The sequence below is a fragment of the Streptomyces sp. NPDC017993 genome, from assembly GCF_044328065.1.
GTDB lineage: Bacteria > Actinomycetota > Actinomycetes > Streptomycetales > Streptomycetaceae > Streptomyces.
Genome location: NZ_JBIRGO010000004.1, coordinates 325526 through 344389, shown reverse-complemented (window position 1 = coordinate 344389; position 18864 = coordinate 325526). Strand labels below are relative to the sequence as shown.

Sequence of the window (18864 nt, the reverse complement as noted above, 5' to 3'; positions counted from 1 at the left end):
TTCTCCGCAGGATTAGGGAAACAGGCCGCACACCCCGTCAGCCTGACGTGTCGTCACCGTTGTGCCCACTGCGCCTGCTCGCTCCGTCGGACGGCCTGACGCGTCGCCAGAGCACCGGTGCCGCGCCGAGCGCGAGCGTGAGGCCGACAGCCGCGGCCACGCCCTCCCACGGCTCGCTGAACAGTGAGCCGCCCACCAGGCCGATGAGCTGGTACGTCGCGGCCCAGGCCAGACAGGCCGGGATGTCGCCCCGGACGAACCGCCGCAGGGGCATCGCGGACAGCAGACACGCGAGCATGATCGGAATCCGCCCCGCCGGGACCAGCCGCGACAGCACCAGCACCAGCACGCCGTGCTCGTCCAGCTTGTGCCGCGCCTGGGCGAGCCGCTCCGGCGCGGCCCGGGCGCGTAGCCGCTCCAGCCAGCGGGAGCCGTTGGAGGAGTGGACGCCACGCTGTCCGAGCCAGTACAGCCCGATGTCGCCGAGCAGCGCGGCGCTCGCCGCCACACCGAAGACGATCAGCAGCGAGAACGGCGAGGTGTGATGGAAGGCCACCACCGCCGCCGAACTGACCAGCGCACCGGTCGGCACCACCGGCACCAACGACCCGAGCACCACCAGCAGAAACAGCGAGGGATAGGTCACCGCCTGCTGTGTCGACTCCGGCGGCACACTCCGCGCCAGGTCGCCGAGGAGCGTCATCGGGCGACCACCGGCCGTACGCACTCGCCCTGTCCGAGCCGGTGCACCCGCACCTCCGGCGCGACGAGCGCGCTCTGCCGCTCGAACTCCTGGCCGGGCGAGTGGAATTCGTGCGGCCGTACCGCGTCCATCCCGATCGGCCAGTACGTGCCGTAGTGCACCGGTACGGCGCTGCACGGCGCCAGCCGGGCCGCCGCCTCGGCCGCGCGCCGCGCGTTCAGATGGCCGTGCCCGAGGAACGGGCCCCAGCCTCCCACCGGCAGCAGCGCCACCTCGCACGCCCCGACCTCGTCGGCCATCTCGTCGAACAGCCCGGTGTCCCCGGCGAAGTAGGTCCGGGCCGCGCCCTGCACGACATAGCCGAGCGCGGGCACCCGCTGCGGTCCGTAGGGCAGCCGCCGCCCGTCGTGCGCCGCGTGCACCGCCCGCACCGTCACCGGGCCGACCGCGACCTCCTCACCGGGCAGCACCTCGGTGACCCGCAGTCGCCGCTCGGCGGCCACCCGCCGCAGACCCGCCACGGCCGCCATCGCCCCGCGCGGCACCAGCAGCCGGGTACCGGGGGAGAGGCGGGCGAGCGACGCCGGATGCAGATGGTCGGCATGCAGATGAGAGACCACGACGAGATCGGCCCTTGCGGCCTCCGGTGGGGGCAGGGCGCCACGCCGGCGCCGCAGATGCGCCAGCCGGCGCACGAACAGCGGGTCGGTCAGCACCCGCACCCCGGAGTCCTCGACCGTCACAGTGGCGTGCCCCCACCAGGTGACCTCCACCGCCATCGATGGCCTCCCGTCTCGTCGCCCACTTCCGATCCTCCACCATCCACCCTGAAACGGGTCGCCGGGAACCGAACCCGTCCGCGGAACCAGGGCGGTGGTCGGTCAGCCGGCCCGTGCCACGCTGTCAGGTGCGGGGCATCGGATGCGGCCCGGATGATCCCGCGACCCCGTCCCCGCGTCCCCCGGCGCGCCCCTCTAGCGTCCGACGGTCTGTGACACGCTGGCCGCACGCCCGCGCAGCCGGCGCGGGCCGAGCGTGTGAGGCGGTAAGGCGTGCGGACGGCGAGGTGGCGAAGCCTGAGCGGCGCGCTGCTGCGCGTGCTCACCGTCTGGGCGGTGTCCAGCCTCACCCTGCTCGCCCTCGCCGCGCTGCTGCCCGACTTCCGGTTGCAGTCCCCGAGTGGCGACAGCGTCACCCGCACCGCCGTCACCGCCGCTCTCGGTGCCGGCGCGTTCGGCCTGCTCAGCGCGCTGGTCTGGCCCCTGCTCGTACGTGCCCTGCTGCTGGTGCCCGCCCTCGTGCTCGGTCTGCTGGTCTTCTTCCTCAACGGCTCCCTGCTGCTGCTCGCCCTGGGCCTGATCCCCGAGGGGCGCGGGCAGGCCGCGCCGGAGACCGCCGTGATCGTCGCGGCCGTGATGTCCGCGACCTCCTCGGCGACGTCCGCCTTCCTCGCGGTACGCAACGACGAGGCGTACCGCCGACGGCTGGTGCGGCTCGCCGGGCGCCGCGGCCGCCGGGCCGGCACGGCCCACCCCCCGCGGACCCCCGGCACGGTCTTCCTCCAGCTCGACGGCCTGGGCCACGACCTGCTCCGCGAGGCCGTCAGCGGCGACCGGCCGCTGATGGAGACCGTCGCCCGCTGGGCCGGCAGCAGTCACCGCCTCACCCCGTGGCGCACCGACTGGTCCAGCCAGACCGGCGCCAGCCAGCTCGCCATCCTGCACGGCAGCAACGACGACCTGCCCGCCTTCCGCTGGTACGAGAAGGAGACCGGCGAACTCCTGGTCTGCAACCGGCCCAGCGGCGCCGCCGAACTCCAGCGGCGCGCCGTCGAGCGCACCGGGTACGGCGGCCTGCTCGCCTATGACGGAGCCAGCCGCGGCAATCTCTTCAGCGGCGGCGCCGACCAGGTCGCCCTGGTGATGTCGGTGGCGGCCCGCCGGGGCAGGCACAATCGCTCCCGGGCCGGCTACTTCGCGTACTTCTCCGACCCGGCCAACGCCACCCGCACCGCCGTCTCCTTCGTCGCCGAGGTGGTCCGCGAGATCGTCCAGTCGCTGCGCACCCGCTTCCGCCACGAGCTGCCCAGGGTCAAACGCGGCGGCCTCTACCCCGTCATCCGGGCCTTCGCGACCGTCGTCGAACGCGATGTGGTGGTGGCCGCCGTCGTCGGTGACATGCTCGCCGGCCGCAGCGCCGTCTACGCCGACCTCGTGGCCTACGACGAGGTCGCGCACCACTCCGGGCCCGGCCACCGCGACACCCACCAGGTCCTGCGCGGCCTCGACCGGTCGATCGCGCTGATCGGCGCGGCCGCCCGGTACGCCCCGCGCCCGTACCGCGTCGTGCTGCTCTCCGACCACGGCCAGAGTCACGGCGCGACCTTCCTGGAGTGCTACGGGCTGAGCCTGGGCGATCTCGTACGCGCCGGGTGCGGGCTGCCGGTGTCACGGCGCGTGGGGCGGACCCCCAGCGGCGCCGAGGCCAGGGAGGCGGCGCGCGCCGCCCTGCACCGTCCGGAGGAGACCGAGGGGCACAGCTCCTCCCGCCCGATCGTGCTGGCCTCCGGGAACTTGGGGCTGGTGTCCTTCCCGGCCGTGCCCGGCCGGATCACCCGGGAGGAGCTGGACCGCCGCCACCCCGCGCTGCTCGCCACCCTCGCCAACCACCCCGGGATCGGCTTCGTGCTCGTGCGTTCCGCGGAGCACGGAGCCGTGGTGCTCGGCCCCGCCCACACCGAGCACCACCTCGACACCGGGCACATCGTCGGCGCCGATCCGCTGGCGCCGTTCGGGGAGGGCGCGGCCGACGCGGTGCGCCGCACCGACCGTTTCCCGCACACCGCCGACCTCATGATCAACTCCGCCTACGACCCGGTGACCGGCTCGGTGCACGCCTTCGAGGAGCAGATCGGCTCGCACGGCGGACTGGGCGGCCCCCAGAGCCACCCCTTCCTGCTGTGGCCGCGGGAGCTGACCGCACCGACCGCCGACAGCGAGTCGCTGATCGGCGCGGAGCACGTGCACCGGGTGCTGCGGCGTTGGCTGGTGGAGGCCGACGGGCCGCAGCTGCCGGTCACGGCGGGTACGGGCGCGCCACAGCCGGGCACGGCGGCAGCCGCGGACGGCCCGCGGCCACCCGTCACGCAAGGGGCCGACGGGCCGCAGCCACCGGTCACGGCGGGTGAGGACGAACTGCGGCGCGCGGTGGCCCCACCCGAAGGTTTTTCACCCAAGGGCCACACTCCGCAGGACAAAACCCGCTGATTTTGGCCGGCGCCCGCCGTTCGCCGACGATAATCAACCGCCCGGCAATCCCGGGTGCACCGCGCACGACGAGAGGCCCACCACGCCATGCACGACCGGCACACCCGCCGTTTCGGTCTCGGAACCGCCACCGCCCTGGTGATGGGCAACATCATCGGCGGCGGCATCTTCCTGCTGCCCGCCTCGGTGGCCCCCTTCGGCACCGTCAGCCTGGTCGCCTTCGGCGTGCTGACGATCGGCGCCCTCGCTCTCGCGCTGGTCTTCGGACGGCTCGCCGAGCGCCACCCGGACACCGGAGGGCCCTACGTCTACGCGCGCGAGGCGTTCGGCGACTTCGCCGGCTTCCTCTCCGCCTGGTCGTACTGGACCATGACCTGGGTCAGCAACGCGGCGCTCGCGGTCGCCGTGGTCGGCTACGTCCATGTCCTCGTCCCCGGGCACGAGTCCGGCGGCGTCGACCTCGCGGTGGCGCTGTGCGCCCTGTGGCTGCCGGCGCTCGCCAACTTCGCGGGCACCCGCTACATCGGCGTCGTCCAGATGGTGTCCACCGTCCTGAAGTTCGTGCCGCTGCTCTTCATCGCCGTGGTCGGCCTGTTCTTCTTCGACCCGGACAACCTCGGCTCGTTCCACGAGGGCGGCGGCAGCGCGGTCGGCGGGATGTCCGCGGCGGCCGCGATACTGCTCTACAGCTACGTCGGGGTGGAGTCCGCCGCGATGAGCGCGGGCGAGGTCCGCGACCCGGAGCGGAACGTCGGCCGCGCCACCGTCCTGGGCACCGTCGGCGCCGCCGTCGTCTACCTGCTGGGCACAATCGCGGTGTTCGGCACCGTCTCCCACGACAAGCTGGTGGAGTCCAAGGCGCCGTTCTCGGACGCCGTGAACGCGATGTTCGGCGGGCAGTGGGGCGGCACCGTCGTCGCCGGCGCGGCGGTGATCTCGATCATCGGCGCACTCAACGGCTGGACACTGATGAGCGCCCAGTCGCCGTACGCCGCGGCCAAGGACGGCCTGTTCCCGGCCCCCTTCCTGACCAAGCGGCGCGGCGTGCCGACCTTCGGTGTCCTGACGGCCGCCCTGCTGGCCACCGCCCTGACGGTGATCAACTACCTGATCGGCACCGGTGGCGTCTTCGAAATACTGGTGCTGATCACCACCTTCTCGGCGACCGTCCCGTACCTGCTCGCCGCGGGCGCCCAGATCTACTTCCTGCTGACCGGCCGCCGCGACCGGGTCCGCCCGGCCCGCTTCGCCCGCGACCTGACCCTCGCGCTGGCCGCGTTCGCCTTCACCTTCTGGCTCGTCGCGGGCGCCGGCTACGCCGCCATCTACCAGGGCGTGCTGTTCCTCTTCGCCGGAATCCTGGTCTACGCGTGGATGGCGGCCCGACGCACCGGCCGGCAGGAGGCGTCGCAGGCGACGACCGAGGCGCAGAAGACCGCCGACGAGACCGCCGACGAGACCGGCCGGGCGGAGCAGCCCGCGACGCCGACCGCCGCGGCGGCTGCGGGGACGGACGCTCAGTAGGAGCTGCCGCCTCCGGGGCGCTCGGGCGGAGAGCGCGCGCCGCGCCGGTGTCCCGGCCGGGGGCCGTTGCGCACCCACGTGCCATGCGCGAGGCGCGGATGGGTTCTACGGTTGAGAGGAACCCCGACGCTCGCGGACAATCGGACATCACATCGGACATCCGTTCCGTGCGCCGCGCTTTCCCATTCGGGCTCGGACACACACCAGGAGGGCATGCAGGCGACATGTCCACCGCATCTGAACCCGCCCTGGACACCCTCGCCGCCTGACGGCCGATGCCGCCACGGCAGCCTTGTCGGCCGGCGTGCCCTCCGGATGCGACGGCCGCAGGGCCAGGCAGGAGGGCCTTCGATGCCCCGGAACGCGACCACGGCGATGCGCGCGGCAGCCCTCGCCACGCCCCAGGAACGTGCTGCGCTCGGCAAGGAGGCCCGTCGCCACACGCCGCGATCGAGCCACGCCGAGTACGAGCCCGCCCCCCACAGGCCGGACCCGCTATCGATCCTGGAAGCGCAGTCCGCCGCACGGGTGCCTGAACTCGTCCCGATCCGCTACGGCCGGATGACGGAGTCCCCGTTCCGCTTCTACCGGGGCGCCGCCGCCATCATGGCCGCCGACCTGGCCGACACCCCGCGCTCGGGAATCACGGCCCAGCTGTGCGGGGACGCGCACCTGCTGAACTTCCGTCTGCTCGCCTCCCCGGAGCGGCAGTTGATGTTCGACATCAACGACTTCGACGAAACGCTGCCGGGCCCCTGGGAGTGGGACGTCAAGCGGCTGGCAGCGAGTCTTGTCATCGCCGGCAGGGCGAACGACTTCGACGACGCCGAGCGCGCCCGCATCGTGAGCTCCACGGTCCGTGCGTACCGCGAGGCGATGATCCGCTTCGCGGCGGAGGGCAACCTCGACGTCTGGTACGCCAAGATCGACGCGGACCAGCTGGCGGCCCTGGCCTCGGGCAAGCTCCACAAGCGCGGCCGGAGGAACCTGGCACGCGCCATGGCCAAGGCCCGCACCCGCGACAGCCTGCAAACCTTCGCCAAGGTCGCGGAAAGGGTCGACGGCAGGACCAGGATCGCCGCGGACCCCCCTCTGCTCGTCCCGATCAGCCACCTGCTGCCGGACGTCGAGCGCAGCGCGCTCGAAAGCCGGTTCCGCAGCCTGATCGAACGGTACGGCCGTACGCTGCCGTCCGACCGGCGCACGCTCCTGGAGGACTACCGGCTGGCGGACGTCGCCCGGAAGGTGGTCGGCGTCGGAAGTGTCGGCACCCGGTGCTGGATCTTCCTGCTCCTCGGCCGGGACGACCAGGACCCGCTCTTCCTCCAGGCCAAGGAGGCCGACACCTCCGTGCTCGCCGAACACGTCGGCGCGAGCCAGTACCGCAACCAGGGCGAGCGGGTGGTCTCGGGGCAGCGGTTGATGCAGGCCACGAGCGACATCTTCCTCGGCTGGGAACGGGTGGACGGGATCGACGGCAGGCAACGAGACTTCTACGTCCGCCAGCTGCGTGACTGGAAGGGCATCGCCATGCCGGAGAGGATGCGGCCGAAGGACATGCGGGCGTTCGGCGAACTGTGCGGGGTCACGCTGGCTCGTGCGCACGCGCGGTCCGGCGACCGGATCGCGATCGCCGCGTACCTGGGCAAGGGCGACCCCTTCGACCGGGCACTCGCGACCTTCGCGGAGGCATACGCCGACCAGAACGAGCACGACCACCAGGCCCTGGTCGACGCGGTGCGCGCGGGGAGGCTGCCCGCGGAGGAGCTGCCGACTTCCTGACACGGGGAGGGGGCCCTGGGGATCGGGAATCGTCGGCCTCCTGCACCGCTCACCACGCTCCTGGTGGCCACGCAGATCAGCTGCTTCATTACCTCGCACGTAATCGACCACCGCTCCCCGCCCCGGCAGGGTGAGGGCATCGGTTCACGGGCCGGCGCACTCCGGCTCGTGGATCGGTATCCGTCAGCCGTGCCATCCGGACATCCAAGGAGCGTGTCATGACGCAGAACGAGCAGCAGGCCACCCGGCCGTCCGCCGAACCGTCCCCCGGGAGCCAGGTCTACGCGGACGCCGTCGCGCGGTATTTCGAGGCGTGGAACGCGGCCGGTCAGGAGGCTCTCGGCAAGGCGGTCGCCGGGGCGTTCACCGAGGAGGGGCGGTATACCGATCCGCTGGCCGACGTGACCGGCCACGAGGGGATCGCGGCGGTGATCACGGGGGCGCACGCGCAGTTCCCGGGGTGGGTGTTCCGGCCGCTGGGGGACGTCGAGGGGCATCACGACATCGCGCGCTTCGGATGGGAACTGGTCAATGCCGCGGACGGCACGGCGCCCGTCGCGGGTTTCGATGTGGTGCGACTGGCGGAGGACGGTCGCATCAGCGCCGTTCTCGGGTTCCTCGACCGGGTACCGGCAGTCTGAGCAGGACGGGCCGCCAGAAAGCGGGAGAGCCGCCCACCGCTCCCTACAGCGACCAGGTACGGATTGCGGCGGCGGTCTGCGGATCGGCCGGGAGGAAGGTTTCCACCGCGAGTTCGGAGACCGTGACATCCATGGGGGTGTTGAAGGTCGCGAGGGTGGAGATGAAGGAGAGCACCGCGCCCCCGTGCTCGATCCTCAGGGGGAGCGCGAACGGCGGGTGCTCACCGAGAGCCGCCGTCTCCCGGCCGCCGTCGGGCAGTGGATAGCCGCGCACCTCGTCGTGGAGCGCCCGCAGCGGTGCGGAGCGCAGCAGGGCCAGCTGCCGCTCCATCTGGGTGAAGAGGTGGGCGCGCCACTCCAGGAAATTGCGGATACGCGGTGCCAGCCCTCGCGGGTGGAGGGTGATCCGCATGGCGTTCAGCGGTGGACTCAGCAAGGACGCGTCGACGCCCTCCAGGAGCACGGCGATCCCTCGATTCGCGGCCTGCACGTCGTACGTGCCGTCCATCACCAGCGCGGGGAACGGCTCGTAAGCGGTCAGCATCCGCTCCATGCCCGTGCGCAGGGCCTCCATCGACGGGTCGTCCATGGGGGTCTCGGGGAACATCGGCGCGTAACCGGCCGCGACCAGCAGGGCGTTGCGCTCGCGTACCGGGACATCCAGGTGTTCGGCGAGCCGCAGCACCAGTTCGGCGCTGGGGCGGGAGCGGCCCGTCTCGATGAAGCTGATGTGCCGCGCGGAGGAGCCGGCGCGCAGTGCCAGCTCCAGCTGGCTGATCCGGCGGCGATCGCGCCAAGCGCGCAACAGGGCCCCCACGCCCGAGGACTTCGTCGAGAGGGCCGCGGCAGTCGTCATGGGAGGGACCGTAGCGGACCGGGCCGGCGCCGGCGGGCGGGTGTGGCCCGGTCCCTGCGCCGGGGCGTCGGTGCAGGGGACGTCGGTGCGGGTGTCGCCCCTCGTGTCCCGCCTGCGGTGGGCCTGCCGGCGTGCCAGGCTGAAGCTGCCGCAGCAGCTGCGGCAGTCACCCGCCCACCGTGGAGAGGCGAACGCCATGACTGCTCAAGGACAAGCGCTCGGCGACGAGGAGATCCAGGAGCGGCTGGCGCAGCTGCCGGGCTGGTCCGTGGAGGACGACCTGCTGCGCCGCAGCTACTCCTTCGACGACAACTTCGCGGCGGCCGCGGCGGTGCTCCATGTCGCGGCGATCCAGGAGGCGCTGGGCCATCACGCCGTCCTCACGCTCGGCTACAAGCAGCTCCGCGTCGCGGTGAACACGCACAGCGTGGGCGGGCGGGTCACCGACCTCGACTTCGACCTCGCACGCCGCGTCGAGGAGGTCGCCCCGGGCCACGGCGCGCACTGACCGCGAGCCGGTGTCAGCGGTGCTCGGGGCGTTCCACCGGCCGCCGCGCGCGGGCGAGTTCGGCGTTGAACTGGGCGCCGGACAGCAGCGACAGGTGGGAGAACCACAGCCAGATCAGGAAGACCACCGGGCCCGCGAGCGAACCGTAGAGCCGGTTGAAGGTGCCCACGTACGAGGCGTAGATCGCGAAGCCCGCCGAGGACACCAGCCACATCAGCACGGAGACCAGTCCGCCGGGCGCCGCCCGCCGCACCCCGCGGGAACGGGGTGGCCCGGACCGGAAGAGCACCATCACCAGCACGATGGCGAGCAGCAGCAACAGGGGCCACTTGAGAATGTTCCAGGTGGCCTCGCCCGCCGCGCCGAGTCCGAGCGCCTGGCCGAGGGCGCTCGCGATCGGCCCGCTCACCAGCAGCGCCACCGCACTGATGATCAGCAGCGCCAGGAGCAGCAGCGCCGTCGCCAGGATGCGCGGCGCCTTGCGCCACGGCGGACGGTCGTCCTTCGTCCGGTGCATGGCGTGCAGGGCCCGGCGGAACACCGCGAGATAGCTGCACGACGACCACAGGGCGCTGATCATCGCGCCACCGACCACCACCCACGCGGCGGCGCGCTGATGCGCCATGGTCACCAGCGCGCGGCGCACGGTCGGGCCGGAGTCGGCCGGGGCGAGGGAGGTGAGGTGGTTGATGAGTTGCTCGGTGGCCGGGGGATCGGCCAGCCCGATCAGGGACACCGTGACGATCAGCGCGGGCAGCAGCGCCAGGACCGAGTAGTAGGTCAGGCTCGCCGCCCAGTCCGTCACATCGTCGTTCCAGACGGACACCGGCGTACGGCGCAGCGCGGTGCGGCACTGGGCCCAGGTGGGCAGGGTGGAGGGTGCCGCGGGGGGCTCGTCGGGCTGCTCGGGTCCGCCGGGCCCGGTGGCGTCAGCGGGCACGGTGGTCTCCCGGAGTGAGGGCGCGCGGTCGCGGCTCCTCGCTCGGCCGGTTCGGCGCGGAGCCGCGCCGCGTCCTGGCCGACGGGCGCGCCGGCAAGCCGGGCGAGGGCAGGCAGCCCGTCCTCGCCGGTCCCGCCGGAGCCGGCCGTGTCCGGTCCGGCCCGCGGCGCACACCGCTCCCACCCATGTCCTCTACGTCCTCTCCTACGAGCCGGTTACCGCACCCGGCCCTTTTTCCGCGCACCCTCGGGTGGCGTGCCCTGCGCCCTGTGGTGTCGGCGCGGTACGGCGTGTGCCGTCAGGCCATCGCTGCCGGCCGTCGGGCCGGGACCGCCATCATCCCTTGCGGCGCCGCTCCGCCCGCACACCCCTCCCGTGCCCGTGACTCACGGCGTGTGGCACACGAGGGGCGCGATGCGTACGACCAACCGCGGTGGGCGGGTGAGGCCGAGCCGGTCCCGGTGGGCCGCGAGGGCGGCGAGCAGAGTCTCGCGGGCCTCGGAGGGGTCACCGAAGGCCAGTACCGCCCGCACGACGGCACGCCGCCGGTGGACGCGCACGCGTACGCCGGCGACCCCTGGTACCCGTAGGGCCGTGTCCCGCAGCAGACTGCCGACGCCACGCCGGTCCAGCGACGCGCGGACCCCCGGCATCAGCGGGCCCCTCGTCCGCTCCTGGCGTGTGCCGGGCAGGAGAGCGGTGACCACCATGGCCGCCCCGGCCAGCGCGAGGGCCGCGCCGCCGCCGATCGCCCAACCGTCCGTGGCCCGCAGCGCGAGGTGTCCGGTCAACGCGCTGATCCAGATGGGCAGCTCACGCGACAGCAGACGGGCCACGGCGGGTCCGAGCAGCACGGCACAGCCCAGCAGTCCGAGGCCCACCGGCCACGCCACGGAGCGGTGGTGCTCCACCCCTCGCATGCCGGCCTCCGTCTGCCCCCTGCTCCTACGCCACATCGCCGCCCGCCTCCCTCGTCGTCTTTCTCGCCAACTGCCGGTTCGCGCGTCCACCGTCCCACGTCCCGGCGCATCGCCGACCGCGATTCCGGGACCGGGCACGGTGCGCCCGGCCGCATGATGCCGGATGGTATGCCGTGGCCGCGCCAGGACCGGCGCGGCGGGGGAGTCAGGAGCACGGTCGGACAGCCGAAGCCGTGCGCTCGCGACGCCGCAGGCCGACCGGAGTACCTGCCCACGCACCGCCCCGGTAAACGACATCGGCCACTTCCCCGCACGCCGTCCTCCAGGGCTCCCGCCGCAGCGCCGGGTGGCGGACCGCCGGCAAGCCGCTCGCGGTGTGCGCGGTCGCGTCCCCCACTTGGCCGGTTCGCCCTTTCTGTCCGGCGGGGGCAGTGGTCGGAGGGCGATCTTCCGGAGCCGGCCAATCCGTTCGGCCGTCGGCTCCGAATAGCCGGGGAAGGGCGGCGCACCCGGCGCCGCTCACCGGCGTGAGGAGAGCCAGGGATGCGGCAGCGCAGCGTCGCGGTGATCGGCAGTGGAGTGGCGGGACTGACCGCCGCGTACGTCCTGAGTACCGCACGCGACGTCACGCTCTACGAGGCGGACGGCCGGCTCGGCGGACACGCCCACACCCATGACGTCCCCACCCCCGACGGCCGGGTGGTGCCCGTCGACAGCGGCTTCATCGTGCACAACCGTCGCACCTACCCCCATCTGCTGCGCCTCTTCGACGAGTTGGACGTGCCGACGCAGGAGTCGGAGATGAGCATGTCCGTGCGGTGCGAGGGCTGCGGGCTGGAATACGCGGGCGCCCGCGGCCTCGCCGGGCTGTTCGCCCGGCCGGACAACGCGCTGCGCCCGCGCTATCTGCGGATGCTGACCGAGATCGTGGCCTTCCGCCGTGCGGCCCGCGCCCTGCTGGCCACGGGGGCCGCCGACGCCCCTTCCGGCACGGGCGGCCGTGACGCTGCCTCCGAGCCGCACGAGGACCCCGAACCCACCCTCGGCGCGTTCCTGCGGCGCGGCCGGTTCTCCCCGTACTTCACCGCCCACTTCATGACGCCGCTGGTCTCCGCGGTCTGGTCCTGCGGCCCGTCCACCGCCCTGCGCTACCCCGCCCGGTACCTGTTCCGCTTCCTCGACCACCACGGCATGCTGGCCGTCGGCGGCTCGCCCACCTGGCGCACCGTCACCGGCGGCTCGCGCACGTACGTCGACCGGGTCGCCAAGCAGCTGCACGCCGTCCGGACGGGCACACCCGTACGGGCCGTGCGCCGGGTGGCCGCCGACGGGGGCGGCGCGGCCGGTGTCGAGGTCACCGCGGAGAACGGCAGCGTCGACCGTCACGAGGCGGTCGTGATCGCCGTTCACCCCGATCAGGCGCTGCGGCTGCTGGCCGACGCCACCGACGCCGAGCGCGAGGCCCTCGGCGCCTTCACCTACTCCCGCAACCCCACGCTCCTGCACACCGACACCGCGCCCCTGCCGCGCCGTCGGGGCGCCGCGGCCTCCTGGAACTACCTGATGCCGTCGTGTTCCGCCGACGCCGGTCAGGTGCTGGTCAGTTACCACATGAACCGATTGCAGCGGCTGGAGGCGGCCGAGGAGTACGTCGTCACCCTCAACGCCGCCGAGCGGGTGGACCCGGCGAAGGTGCTGGCCCGCATGGTCTACGAACACCCCGTGTTCACCCCGCAATCGGTGGCCGCCCAGGCGCGCCTTCCGGCCCTCGACGACACCGTCACCGCCTTCGCCGGCGCGTATCACGGCTGGGGCTTCCACGAGGACGGCGCCCGCTCCGGGGTGTCGGCGGCGGCCAGGCTGGGCGTGCGGTGGTGAGCCCCGGGACGACCAGGACTCCCGTGCGCGCCCGGAGCCGCCGGGGCCTTCGGGGCGCGTCGCTGTACGCCTGCGAGGTGACCCATGTGCGCACGGCTCCCCTGCGCCACGCCTTCCGCCATCGCACCTACCTCTGGCTGATCGACCTCGACCACACGCCTCGACTCCCTCTTCCGCTGCGGTGGTTGGCGCACTTCGACCCACGGGACCACTTCGCCGGGACCGCCCCCACCCTGCGGGCCGGACTGGAGCGCTGGCTGGCCGCCCGGGACATCGAGCTGGACGGCGGCCGGGTCCGCATGCTCGCGCACGCCCGCGTGCTGGGGCACGTCTTCAACCCACTCACCCTCTACTGGTGCCACGACCGGGACGGCACCCTGCGCTGCGTGGTCGCCGAAGTGCACAACACCTACGGCGAGCGGCACTGCTACCTGATGCACCCCGACCCCGACGGCACCGCCCGTGCCACCAAGGAGTTCTACGTCTCGCCGTTCTTCCCCGTCGACGGCGACTACCGGATGCGGCTGCCCGAGCCGACCGACCGGCTGAACCTGACCGTCCGGTTGGAGCGGGCGCGGGGCCGGCCGTTCACCGCGACCGTGCGGGGCGTACGACGCCCGGCCGCCCTGCGCACCCTGTGCGCCGCGGCCGCCCGCCACCCGTGGTCCACCGCCGTCGTCTCGGCCCGTATCCGCACCCAGGGCATCCGACTGTTCCTGCGCGGTCTGCCCGTGCAGCCGCGTCCCCGACACCGACCCCAGGAAGGTATGGAGTGAGCACCTCCGTTTCCCGCCCCGCCGCCGTGTCCCCCGCTCCCGAGGTGGTGGACGCCGCCCGATGGCCGGATGTGGCGGCGGTTCCCCGATGCTCCGCACCGCGCGCCGCAGCGGCCGAGGGGATCCTGCGGCACGCCCTGGCGCGGCTGCCGCTGAGTGTCCGGCTGCCGTCCGGCCGGATACTCGGCGCAGGTGGCCCGCTGCTCGAACTGCGGGCGCCCGAGGACTTCCACCGCCGCATCGGCGCGGACGGGCTGATCGGATTCGGTGAGTCGTACATGGCGCGCGAGTGGGAGGCCGAGGACCTGGTGGGCGTGCTGACGGTGCTCGCCGAGCACGCCGCCACCCTCGTCCCCGCACCCCTCCAACGGCTGCGGGGCGCCTGGGCGCGCCGGCAGCCCGACGAAGGGCGTAACACCCCCGGCAACTCGCGGACCAACATCGCGCACCACTACGACCTGTCCAACGACCTCTTCGCTCTCTTCCTCGACGAAACGCTCAGCTACTCCTCGGCGCTCTTTCCCCAACTGCCCGCCCATCAGAGGGACTTCACGGCCGGGCAATATCGGAAGATCGACCGGTTGCTGGACCTGGCCGCGGTCGGCGCCGGCACCCGGCTGCTGGAGATCGGCACCGGCTGGGGCGAACTCGCGCTGCGGGCCGCCCGCCGCGGCGCCCAGGTCGTGACGGTCACCCTCTCCGAGGAACAGCGCGCTCTTGCCGAGCAGCGCGTCCTGCGGGCCGGCCTACAGGACCGGATCACCGTCCAGCTGCGCGACTACCGGCAGATCGAGGGCCGCTACGACGCCGTCGTCAGCGTCGAGATGATCGAAGCCGTCGGAGCCGACTACTGGCCGGCGTACTTCGCCACCCTGGAACGGCTGCTCGCCCCCGGCGGCCGGATCGCGCTCCAGGCGATCACCATGCCGCACGACCGGATGCTGGCTACCCGCCACACCTACACCTGGATCCAGAAGTACATCTTCCCCGGCGGCTTCCTCCCCTCCGTCACCGCGATCGAGGACTGCGTCCGGGAGCACACCACGCTCCGCGTCACCGACCGCGCCGGCTTCGGCGCGCACTACGCGGAGACCCTGCGACTGTGGCGCGACCGCTTCACCCAACACGCCCACGAGGTCGACCGGTTGGGGTTCGACGCGACCTTCCGCCGGATGTGGACCTTCTATCTCGCGTACTCCGAGGCGGGCTTCCGGGCCCGCTATCTCGACGTCCACCAGCTGCTCCTCCAGCGGAACGAGGCAGCGGCGGCCGCCGCACCGAACGGCACCTCGTGAACGGCTTCCTGTGGGGCGCCTTCGCGGTCAACCTCGCCGTGGCCGCAGGGGCGGCGCTCGCCGTCATGCTGGTGACCTTCGCGGCGGCCCGGTCACGGGGCGTGCACCGGATCGTGGATGTGGCCTGGGGGATCGGCTTCTGCGTCGTGGCGTCGGTCTCCTACGGGCTGTCCGGCGCAGCCGACGGGCCGGACGCCGGACGGCGCGCGCTCGTGGTCGTTCTGACGCTGCTCTGGGGACTGCGGCTCGCCGGGCACATCGCCCGGCGCGGCCGCGGACACGGCGAGGACCCGCGCTACGCTCGGATGCTGGCCCGTGCACCCGGAAACCCCGCCTGGTACGCGCTGCGCAAGATCTACCTCCTGCAAGGGGCCCTGGTTTGGCTGGTCTCGCTGCCCGTCCAGGCCGCCTGTTACGTCACCGGCGAACCGGGCCCACTCACCCTGGCCGGCGTGGCGCTCTGGCTGCTCGGCTTCGGCTGCGAAGCGGTCGGCGACCACCAGCTCGCGCGCTTCAAGGCCGACCCGGCGAACAAGGGCAGGATCATGGACCGCGGCCTGTGGGCCTGGACCCGGCACCCCAACTACTTCGGTGACTTCTGTGTCTGGTGGGGGCTCTATCTGCTCGCCTGCGAACAGTGGCAGGCCGCGGCGGTCGCCGCCGTCGCACCGCTGGTGATGACCGCCCTGCTGACCGTCGGCAGCGGAAAGCGCCTGCTGGAGGCCCATATGGCCGACCGTCCGGGCTTCGCCGCGTACCGGGCCCGCACCAGCGGCTTCTTCCCGCTGCCGCCACGGAAGGGCGGCGGGGGAGGACTGCGACGCCTGCCGTGACGGTCCCCCGCGCGGACAGGTGGAGCAGTTGTTCACCGGCCCCGGCCAGGCCCTGCATTCGACGACCGTGTTCGGTATCGCAGTCCTGGTTGGTCGGTGTGGGGGGCGTGGTCTTCGGTGGTGCGCTGGTGGGCCGGATCCTGGACGAGGAAGCCCCCCCGCATGGGACGCGCTCGGAGGCGACGAAGGCGAGATGCCGCCCCCGCCGGGGGCGGAGAGGGAGCGGAACCTCCCGAGCCCTCTCCTCGCCCCGCCCTACACCCCGGTGAAACTCATCAGGGCGATCGGCTTCGTCGTGGGTTGCGGCGACCCGCCGGCGGGCTCGACGGTGACGCCCATCCCCGAGGCTCGGTCGATGCCACCGTCCATCAGCACCGCCGCGTCCGCACGGCCGGGGTCGAGCAGGCCGGCGGGCCGCATCGTGCCCCCGTCGTTGAACCACAGCTGGTAGACCGTGCCCTCCGCAGGGCGCGGCAGCCCGGACACCAGGAACGCGGCCCGGTTGCGGCTCCGGGAGACCACCACCGTGCCGGTGCCGGCATCGCCGACCTTCCCGTTCGTCACCCGTGCGTCCGGGGCCGTCAGCACCCGGGCCACCGACTCGGCGCGCTGTTCGGTGCGTTGGGCCTGGTCGCGGGCGTCCACCGCCTGGCCGTGCTGCCACACGGCGACACCGCCGAACGCCGCCGCCGCGGCCAGGCACGCCGCGAGGGCCCACCGCGGCAGGCGGCGCGCACGGCGCGTCGGGCCGGCGGCCCGACGGCCCCCACGGGCCACCCTCGGCGGCTCCTGGCGCACCGTGGAGACCCTGCGCAGCACCCGCTCCTTCATCTCGGGCGGCGGCACCACCGCCATCGCGCGCCCCAGTCGCTCCGCGGTCGCGGCGAGTTCCCGCACCTCCTGTGCGCAGCCCTCGCAGTCCGACAGATGCCGCTCGAACTCCCGGGCCTCGGCCTCGGGCAGCGCGTTGACGGCGTACGCGCCCGTCAGCGTGTGGAGATCGGCGCTGGTCATACGCTCACCCCCAGGCAGTCACGGAGCCGGATCAAGCCGTCCCGCAGCCGCGTCTTGATCGTGCCGAGCGGCACGGTCAGCAGTTCCGCCACCTCGCGGTAGGTCAGGCCCTGGTAGTACGCCAGCGTGACGGACTGGCGCTGGAGTTCGGTGAGCGTGCGCAGACAGCGGCGCACCTGCTCACGCTCCAGCCGGTTCTCCACCTGCTCGGTCACCTCGTCGAACGCGGGGGAGTGGTCCAGCAGCGCCGCCCGGTGCTCGCGGTTGGCCGCCGCCTGCGCCGAACGCACCCGGTCGACCGCCCTGCGGTGAGCCAGCGTCAGGACCCAGTTGGTCGCCGAGCCCCGCTCGGGGCGGAAGCGCGCGGCGGTGCGCCACACCTCCACCAGGACCTCCTGCGCCACCTCCTCCGACTGCGCCGGATCCCGCAGGACCGACCGCACCAGGCCGAGCACCGGCCCGGCCAGCGCGTCGTACACGGGCCCGAAGGCCCCCTGGTCGCCGCGGGCCACCTGCCCCAGCAGCTCCTCCAGGTCGGGCCCGCGCTGTGCCGGGCCACCGATCCATACGGGTTCTCTCACCGGGCCGTCCTCCTGGATGCCATGTGCCGTCGGTCCCTCCGCGTGCGGGGTGACGCCGCCGAGGTCCCTGCCATGATTCGGAGCCGGCAGGTGGGTGGATGGGCCGGTTGCCGGGTTTTCTCTCCAGAGGCACAAAGATTGGTGAAGGAGGGGCCGCCGCCGAGGGCCCGCGGCCCCTCCGCGACGCGGGTGGGCCGGCCGAAGGCCGCGGGGCCACGGGCGTCAGGCGAAGGGCAGGCAGCGCCACGGGGAGCCGGGGTCCTGGGTGAGGACGCGGTGGATGTGCACGGTCTCGGCGTACTGCGGCCCGAACCAGCCGTTGTCGAACGCCAGCATCCGCCCCAGCGCGTAGCCCGCGGCGAACTCCTCCCACGAGGCATACACCTCCCTGGCCTGCGCGCCGGCCCGCTGCACGGCCTGCTCGGCCCGCGGCGGGTCGCACAGCCGCGCGCTCAGCCCCCAGCGGACGAGATTCACCGCGTGCGCGTGATCCAGCGCGACGAGCGAGACCACCGTGCCGTCGGCCGGCAGCAACCCGTCGGTGCGGAACCGCTCCTCGTACCGGCTCACCAGCTCGGGGACCTCCGGCGAGGCGGCCTCGCCGGACGTGGCTGCCGCCTCCTCACCCTGGCTTCCGGCGTCGGCGGCCTCGCCGGCCGGACGCCGTCCGCCGGCACGGGCACGCAGCGCGGCCTCGGTCTCCCGGGGGACGAACTCGCCGCCGAGCAGCTGGTCCAGCCGCTGCTGCCAACTTGCCGGATCGGTCACCGACCACTGCGCGCGCAGGGTCTCCGCGTCCGTGGCATGGTCGAGGAATGCCGTACCGAGCTCGTTCCACGGCACGCTGTGGTGCACCGCGAGGGGCGCGCCGCAGGCCAGCCCCTGCGCGGTCGGACCGTGCAGGGGGCCGGCGAAGTGGGTGGCGAGCAGCCCGCCGGGCCGCACGCCGACCTGCCCGCGGATGCGCATCCAGGCGGCGCGGTGGGCTGCCGACGCGGCCAGATAGGCGGCACACGGCGTGCCCGGGTTGACCGCCAGCTGCCACTTGTCGTTGGGCCAGTCCTGCGCCAGGTCCTCGACCGACACCCGGTCGAAAAACTGCTGTGGCTGCCAGGCCGGCAGCATGCCGCGCGTCAGGACGGGAATGCACTTACCGCCTGTCGCGGGGTCGTCGTAGACGGGCAGCGGGTCCTGACCCTGCTGCGGTACCGCCAGATAGAGATCCTCACCGGCGATCGCCGCGACCTGTCCGTCCCAGTCACCACGCGCCGTCGCTTCGCACAGCCGCCGTTCCGTATCGGTCGGCGGCATCCATCCCGGAGTACCCACAGCCAGACCCTACGGTGA

General features: G+C 73.2%; 17 protein-coding genes. 9 read left to right on the top strand and 8 right to left on the bottom strand.

Features of this window, described 5'->3' with window-relative positions; genetic code table 11:
- Positions 1–37: 37 nt before the first annotated feature.
- Positions 38–703 (bottom strand): DedA family protein, encoded by a 666-nt coding sequence (locus tag ACH4FH_RS08875; protein ID WP_398555060.1) that lies wholly within the window; start codon positions 701–703, stop codon positions 38–40.
- Positions 700–1482 carry an MBL fold metallo-hydrolase gene (locus tag ACH4FH_RS08870; RefSeq protein WP_398555059.1) on the bottom strand — a complete coding sequence of 261 codons (783 nt, stop codon included), beginning with the start codon at positions 1480–1482 and terminating at the stop codon, positions 700–702. The genes ACH4FH_RS08875 and ACH4FH_RS08870 overlap by 4 nt, the downstream gene beginning before the upstream one ends.
- 273 nt (positions 1483–1755) lie before the next feature.
- Between ACH4FH_RS08870 and ACH4FH_RS08865 the strand changes: the two genes are divergently transcribed.
- From ACH4FH_RS08865 to ACH4FH_RS08850, 4 genes are all read left to right on the top strand, one after another.
- The gene (locus ACH4FH_RS08865) at positions 1756–3969 is read left to right on the top strand and encodes a phage holin family protein (RefSeq protein WP_398555058.1); all 2214 of its coding nucleotides are present in this window, start codon (positions 1756–1758) and stop codon (positions 3967–3969) included.
- Positions 3970–4056: 87 nt separating this feature from the next.
- Positions 4057–5493 carry an amino acid permease gene (locus ACH4FH_RS08860; protein WP_398555057.1) on the top strand — a complete coding sequence of 479 codons (1437 nt, stop codon included), beginning with the start codon at positions 4057–4059 and terminating at the stop codon, positions 5491–5493.
- A 351-nt stretch (positions 5494–5844) separates the two neighbouring features.
- Positions 5845–7275 carry a DUF2252 domain-containing protein gene (locus ACH4FH_RS08855; protein WP_398555056.1) on the top strand — a complete coding sequence of 477 codons (1431 nt, stop codon included), beginning with the start codon at positions 5845–5847 and terminating at the stop codon, positions 7273–7275.
- A gap of 218 nt (positions 7276–7493) precedes the next feature.
- Positions 7494–7916, top strand: a complete 423-nt coding sequence (locus tag ACH4FH_RS08850; RefSeq protein WP_398555055.1) for a nuclear transport factor 2 family protein — start codon at positions 7494–7496, stop codon at positions 7914–7916.
- Positions 7917–7959: 43 nt separating this feature from the next.
- Here ACH4FH_RS08850 and ACH4FH_RS08845 read toward each other — a convergent pair whose 3' ends face one another.
- Positions 7960–8772: a helix-turn-helix domain-containing protein gene (locus ACH4FH_RS08845; protein WP_398555054.1), complete on the bottom strand. Its 813-nt coding sequence runs from the start codon at positions 8770–8772 to the stop codon at positions 7960–7962.
- Positions 8773–8968: 196 nt separating this feature from the next.
- Between ACH4FH_RS08845 and ACH4FH_RS08840 the strand changes: the two genes are divergently transcribed.
- Positions 8969–9280, top strand: a complete 312-nt coding sequence (locus tag ACH4FH_RS08840; protein WP_398555053.1) for a 4a-hydroxytetrahydrobiopterin dehydratase — start codon at positions 8969–8971, stop codon at positions 9278–9280.
- A gap of 13 nt (positions 9281–9293) precedes the next feature.
- On the opposite strand, the gene ACH4FH_RS08835 is transcribed toward ACH4FH_RS08840, so the two are convergent.
- Together ACH4FH_RS08835 and ACH4FH_RS08830 are read right to left on the bottom strand one after the other, a co-directional pair.
- Positions 9294–10220, bottom strand: coding sequence for a YihY/virulence factor BrkB family protein (locus tag ACH4FH_RS08835; RefSeq protein ID WP_398555052.1), 927 nt, complete (start codon positions 10218–10220; stop codon positions 9294–9296).
- A 386-nt stretch (positions 10221–10606) separates the two neighbouring features.
- The gene (locus ACH4FH_RS08830) at positions 10607–11140 is read right to left on the bottom strand and encodes a DUF6286 domain-containing protein (RefSeq protein WP_398555051.1); all 534 of its coding nucleotides are present in this window, start codon (positions 11138–11140) and stop codon (positions 10607–10609) included.
- Between the two features lie 543 nt (positions 11141–11683).
- Between ACH4FH_RS08830 and ACH4FH_RS08825 the strand changes: the two genes are divergently transcribed.
- From ACH4FH_RS08825 to ACH4FH_RS08810, 4 genes are all read left to right on the top strand, one after another.
- Positions 11684–13018: an NAD(P)/FAD-dependent oxidoreductase gene (locus ACH4FH_RS08825; protein ID WP_398555050.1), complete on the top strand. Its 1335-nt coding sequence runs from the start codon at positions 11684–11686 to the stop codon at positions 13016–13018.
- An 86-nt stretch (positions 13019–13104) separates the two neighbouring features.
- Complete coding sequence (locus ACH4FH_RS08820; protein ID WP_398555049.1) at positions 13105–13794, top strand: DUF1365 domain-containing protein; 690 nt, start codon at positions 13105–13107, stop codon at positions 13792–13794.
- Positions 13791–15089 carry a class I SAM-dependent methyltransferase gene (locus tag ACH4FH_RS08815; RefSeq protein ID WP_398555048.1) on the top strand — a complete coding sequence of 433 codons (1299 nt, stop codon included), beginning with the start codon at positions 13791–13793 and terminating at the stop codon, positions 15087–15089. The genes ACH4FH_RS08820 and ACH4FH_RS08815 overlap by 4 nt, the downstream gene beginning before the upstream one ends.
- Entirely contained in the window at positions 15086–15922 is an 837-nt protein-coding gene (locus ACH4FH_RS08810) for a DUF1295 domain-containing protein (RefSeq protein ID WP_398555047.1), read from the top strand. The genes ACH4FH_RS08815 and ACH4FH_RS08810 overlap by 4 nt, the downstream gene beginning before the upstream one ends.
- A gap of 255 nt (positions 15923–16177) precedes the next feature.
- Here ACH4FH_RS08810 and ACH4FH_RS08805 read toward each other — a convergent pair whose 3' ends face one another.
- From ACH4FH_RS08805 to ACH4FH_RS08795, 3 genes are all read right to left on the bottom strand, one after another.
- The gene (locus tag ACH4FH_RS08805; RefSeq protein WP_398555046.1) at positions 16178–16936 is read right to left on the bottom strand and encodes an anti-sigma factor domain-containing protein; all 759 of its coding nucleotides are present in this window, start codon (positions 16934–16936) and stop codon (positions 16178–16180) included.
- On the bottom strand, positions 16933–17517 hold the full coding sequence (locus tag ACH4FH_RS08800) for a sigma-70 family RNA polymerase sigma factor (protein WP_398555045.1): 585 nt from the start codon (positions 17515–17517) through the stop codon (positions 16933–16935). Before ACH4FH_RS08800 ends, ACH4FH_RS08805 begins: the two co-directional genes overlap by 4 nt.
- A gap of 222 nt (positions 17518–17739) precedes the next feature.
- Positions 17740–18828: a DUF1266 domain-containing protein gene (locus ACH4FH_RS08795; protein WP_398555044.1), complete on the bottom strand. Its 1089-nt coding sequence runs from the start codon at positions 18826–18828 to the stop codon at positions 17740–17742.
- Between the last annotated feature and the right edge of the window lie 36 nt (positions 18829–18864).

Coding starts and splice junctions, on each gene's coding strand:
- ACH4FH_RS08875 (WP_398555060.1), bottom strand. CDS start 703: ATGACGCTCCTCGGCGACCTGGCGCGGAGTGTGCCGCCGGAGTCGACA.
- ACH4FH_RS08870 (WP_398555059.1), bottom strand. CDS start 1,482: ATGGCGGTGGAGGTCACCTGGTGGGGGCACGCCACTGTGACGGTCGAG.
- ACH4FH_RS08860 (WP_398555057.1), top strand. CDS start 4,057: ATGCACGACCGGCACACCCGCCGTTTCGGTCTCGGAACCGCCACCGCC.
- ACH4FH_RS08855 (WP_398555056.1), top strand. CDS start 5,845: ATGCCCCGGAACGCGACCACGGCGATGCGCGCGGCAGCCCTCGCCACG.
- ACH4FH_RS08850 (WP_398555055.1), top strand. CDS start 7,494: ATGACGCAGAACGAGCAGCAGGCCACCCGGCCGTCCGCCGAACCGTCC.
- ACH4FH_RS08845 (WP_398555054.1), bottom strand. CDS start 8,772: ATGACGACTGCCGCGGCCCTCTCGACGAAGTCCTCGGGCGTGGGGGCC.
- ACH4FH_RS08840 (WP_398555053.1), top strand. CDS start 8,969: ATGACTGCTCAAGGACAAGCGCTCGGCGACGAGGAGATCCAGGAGCGG.
- ACH4FH_RS08830 (WP_398555051.1), bottom strand. CDS start 11,140: ATGCGAGGGGTGGAGCACCACCGCTCCGTGGCGTGGCCGGTGGGCCTC.
- ACH4FH_RS08825 (WP_398555050.1), top strand. CDS start 11,684: ATGCGGCAGCGCAGCGTCGCGGTGATCGGCAGTGGAGTGGCGGGACTG.
- ACH4FH_RS08805 (WP_398555046.1), bottom strand. CDS start 16,936: ATGACCAGCGCCGATCTCCACACGCTGACGGGCGCGTACGCCGTCAAC.
- ACH4FH_RS08795 (WP_398555044.1), bottom strand. CDS start 18,828: ATGCCGCCGACCGATACGGAACGGCGGCTGTGCGAAGCGACGGCGCGT.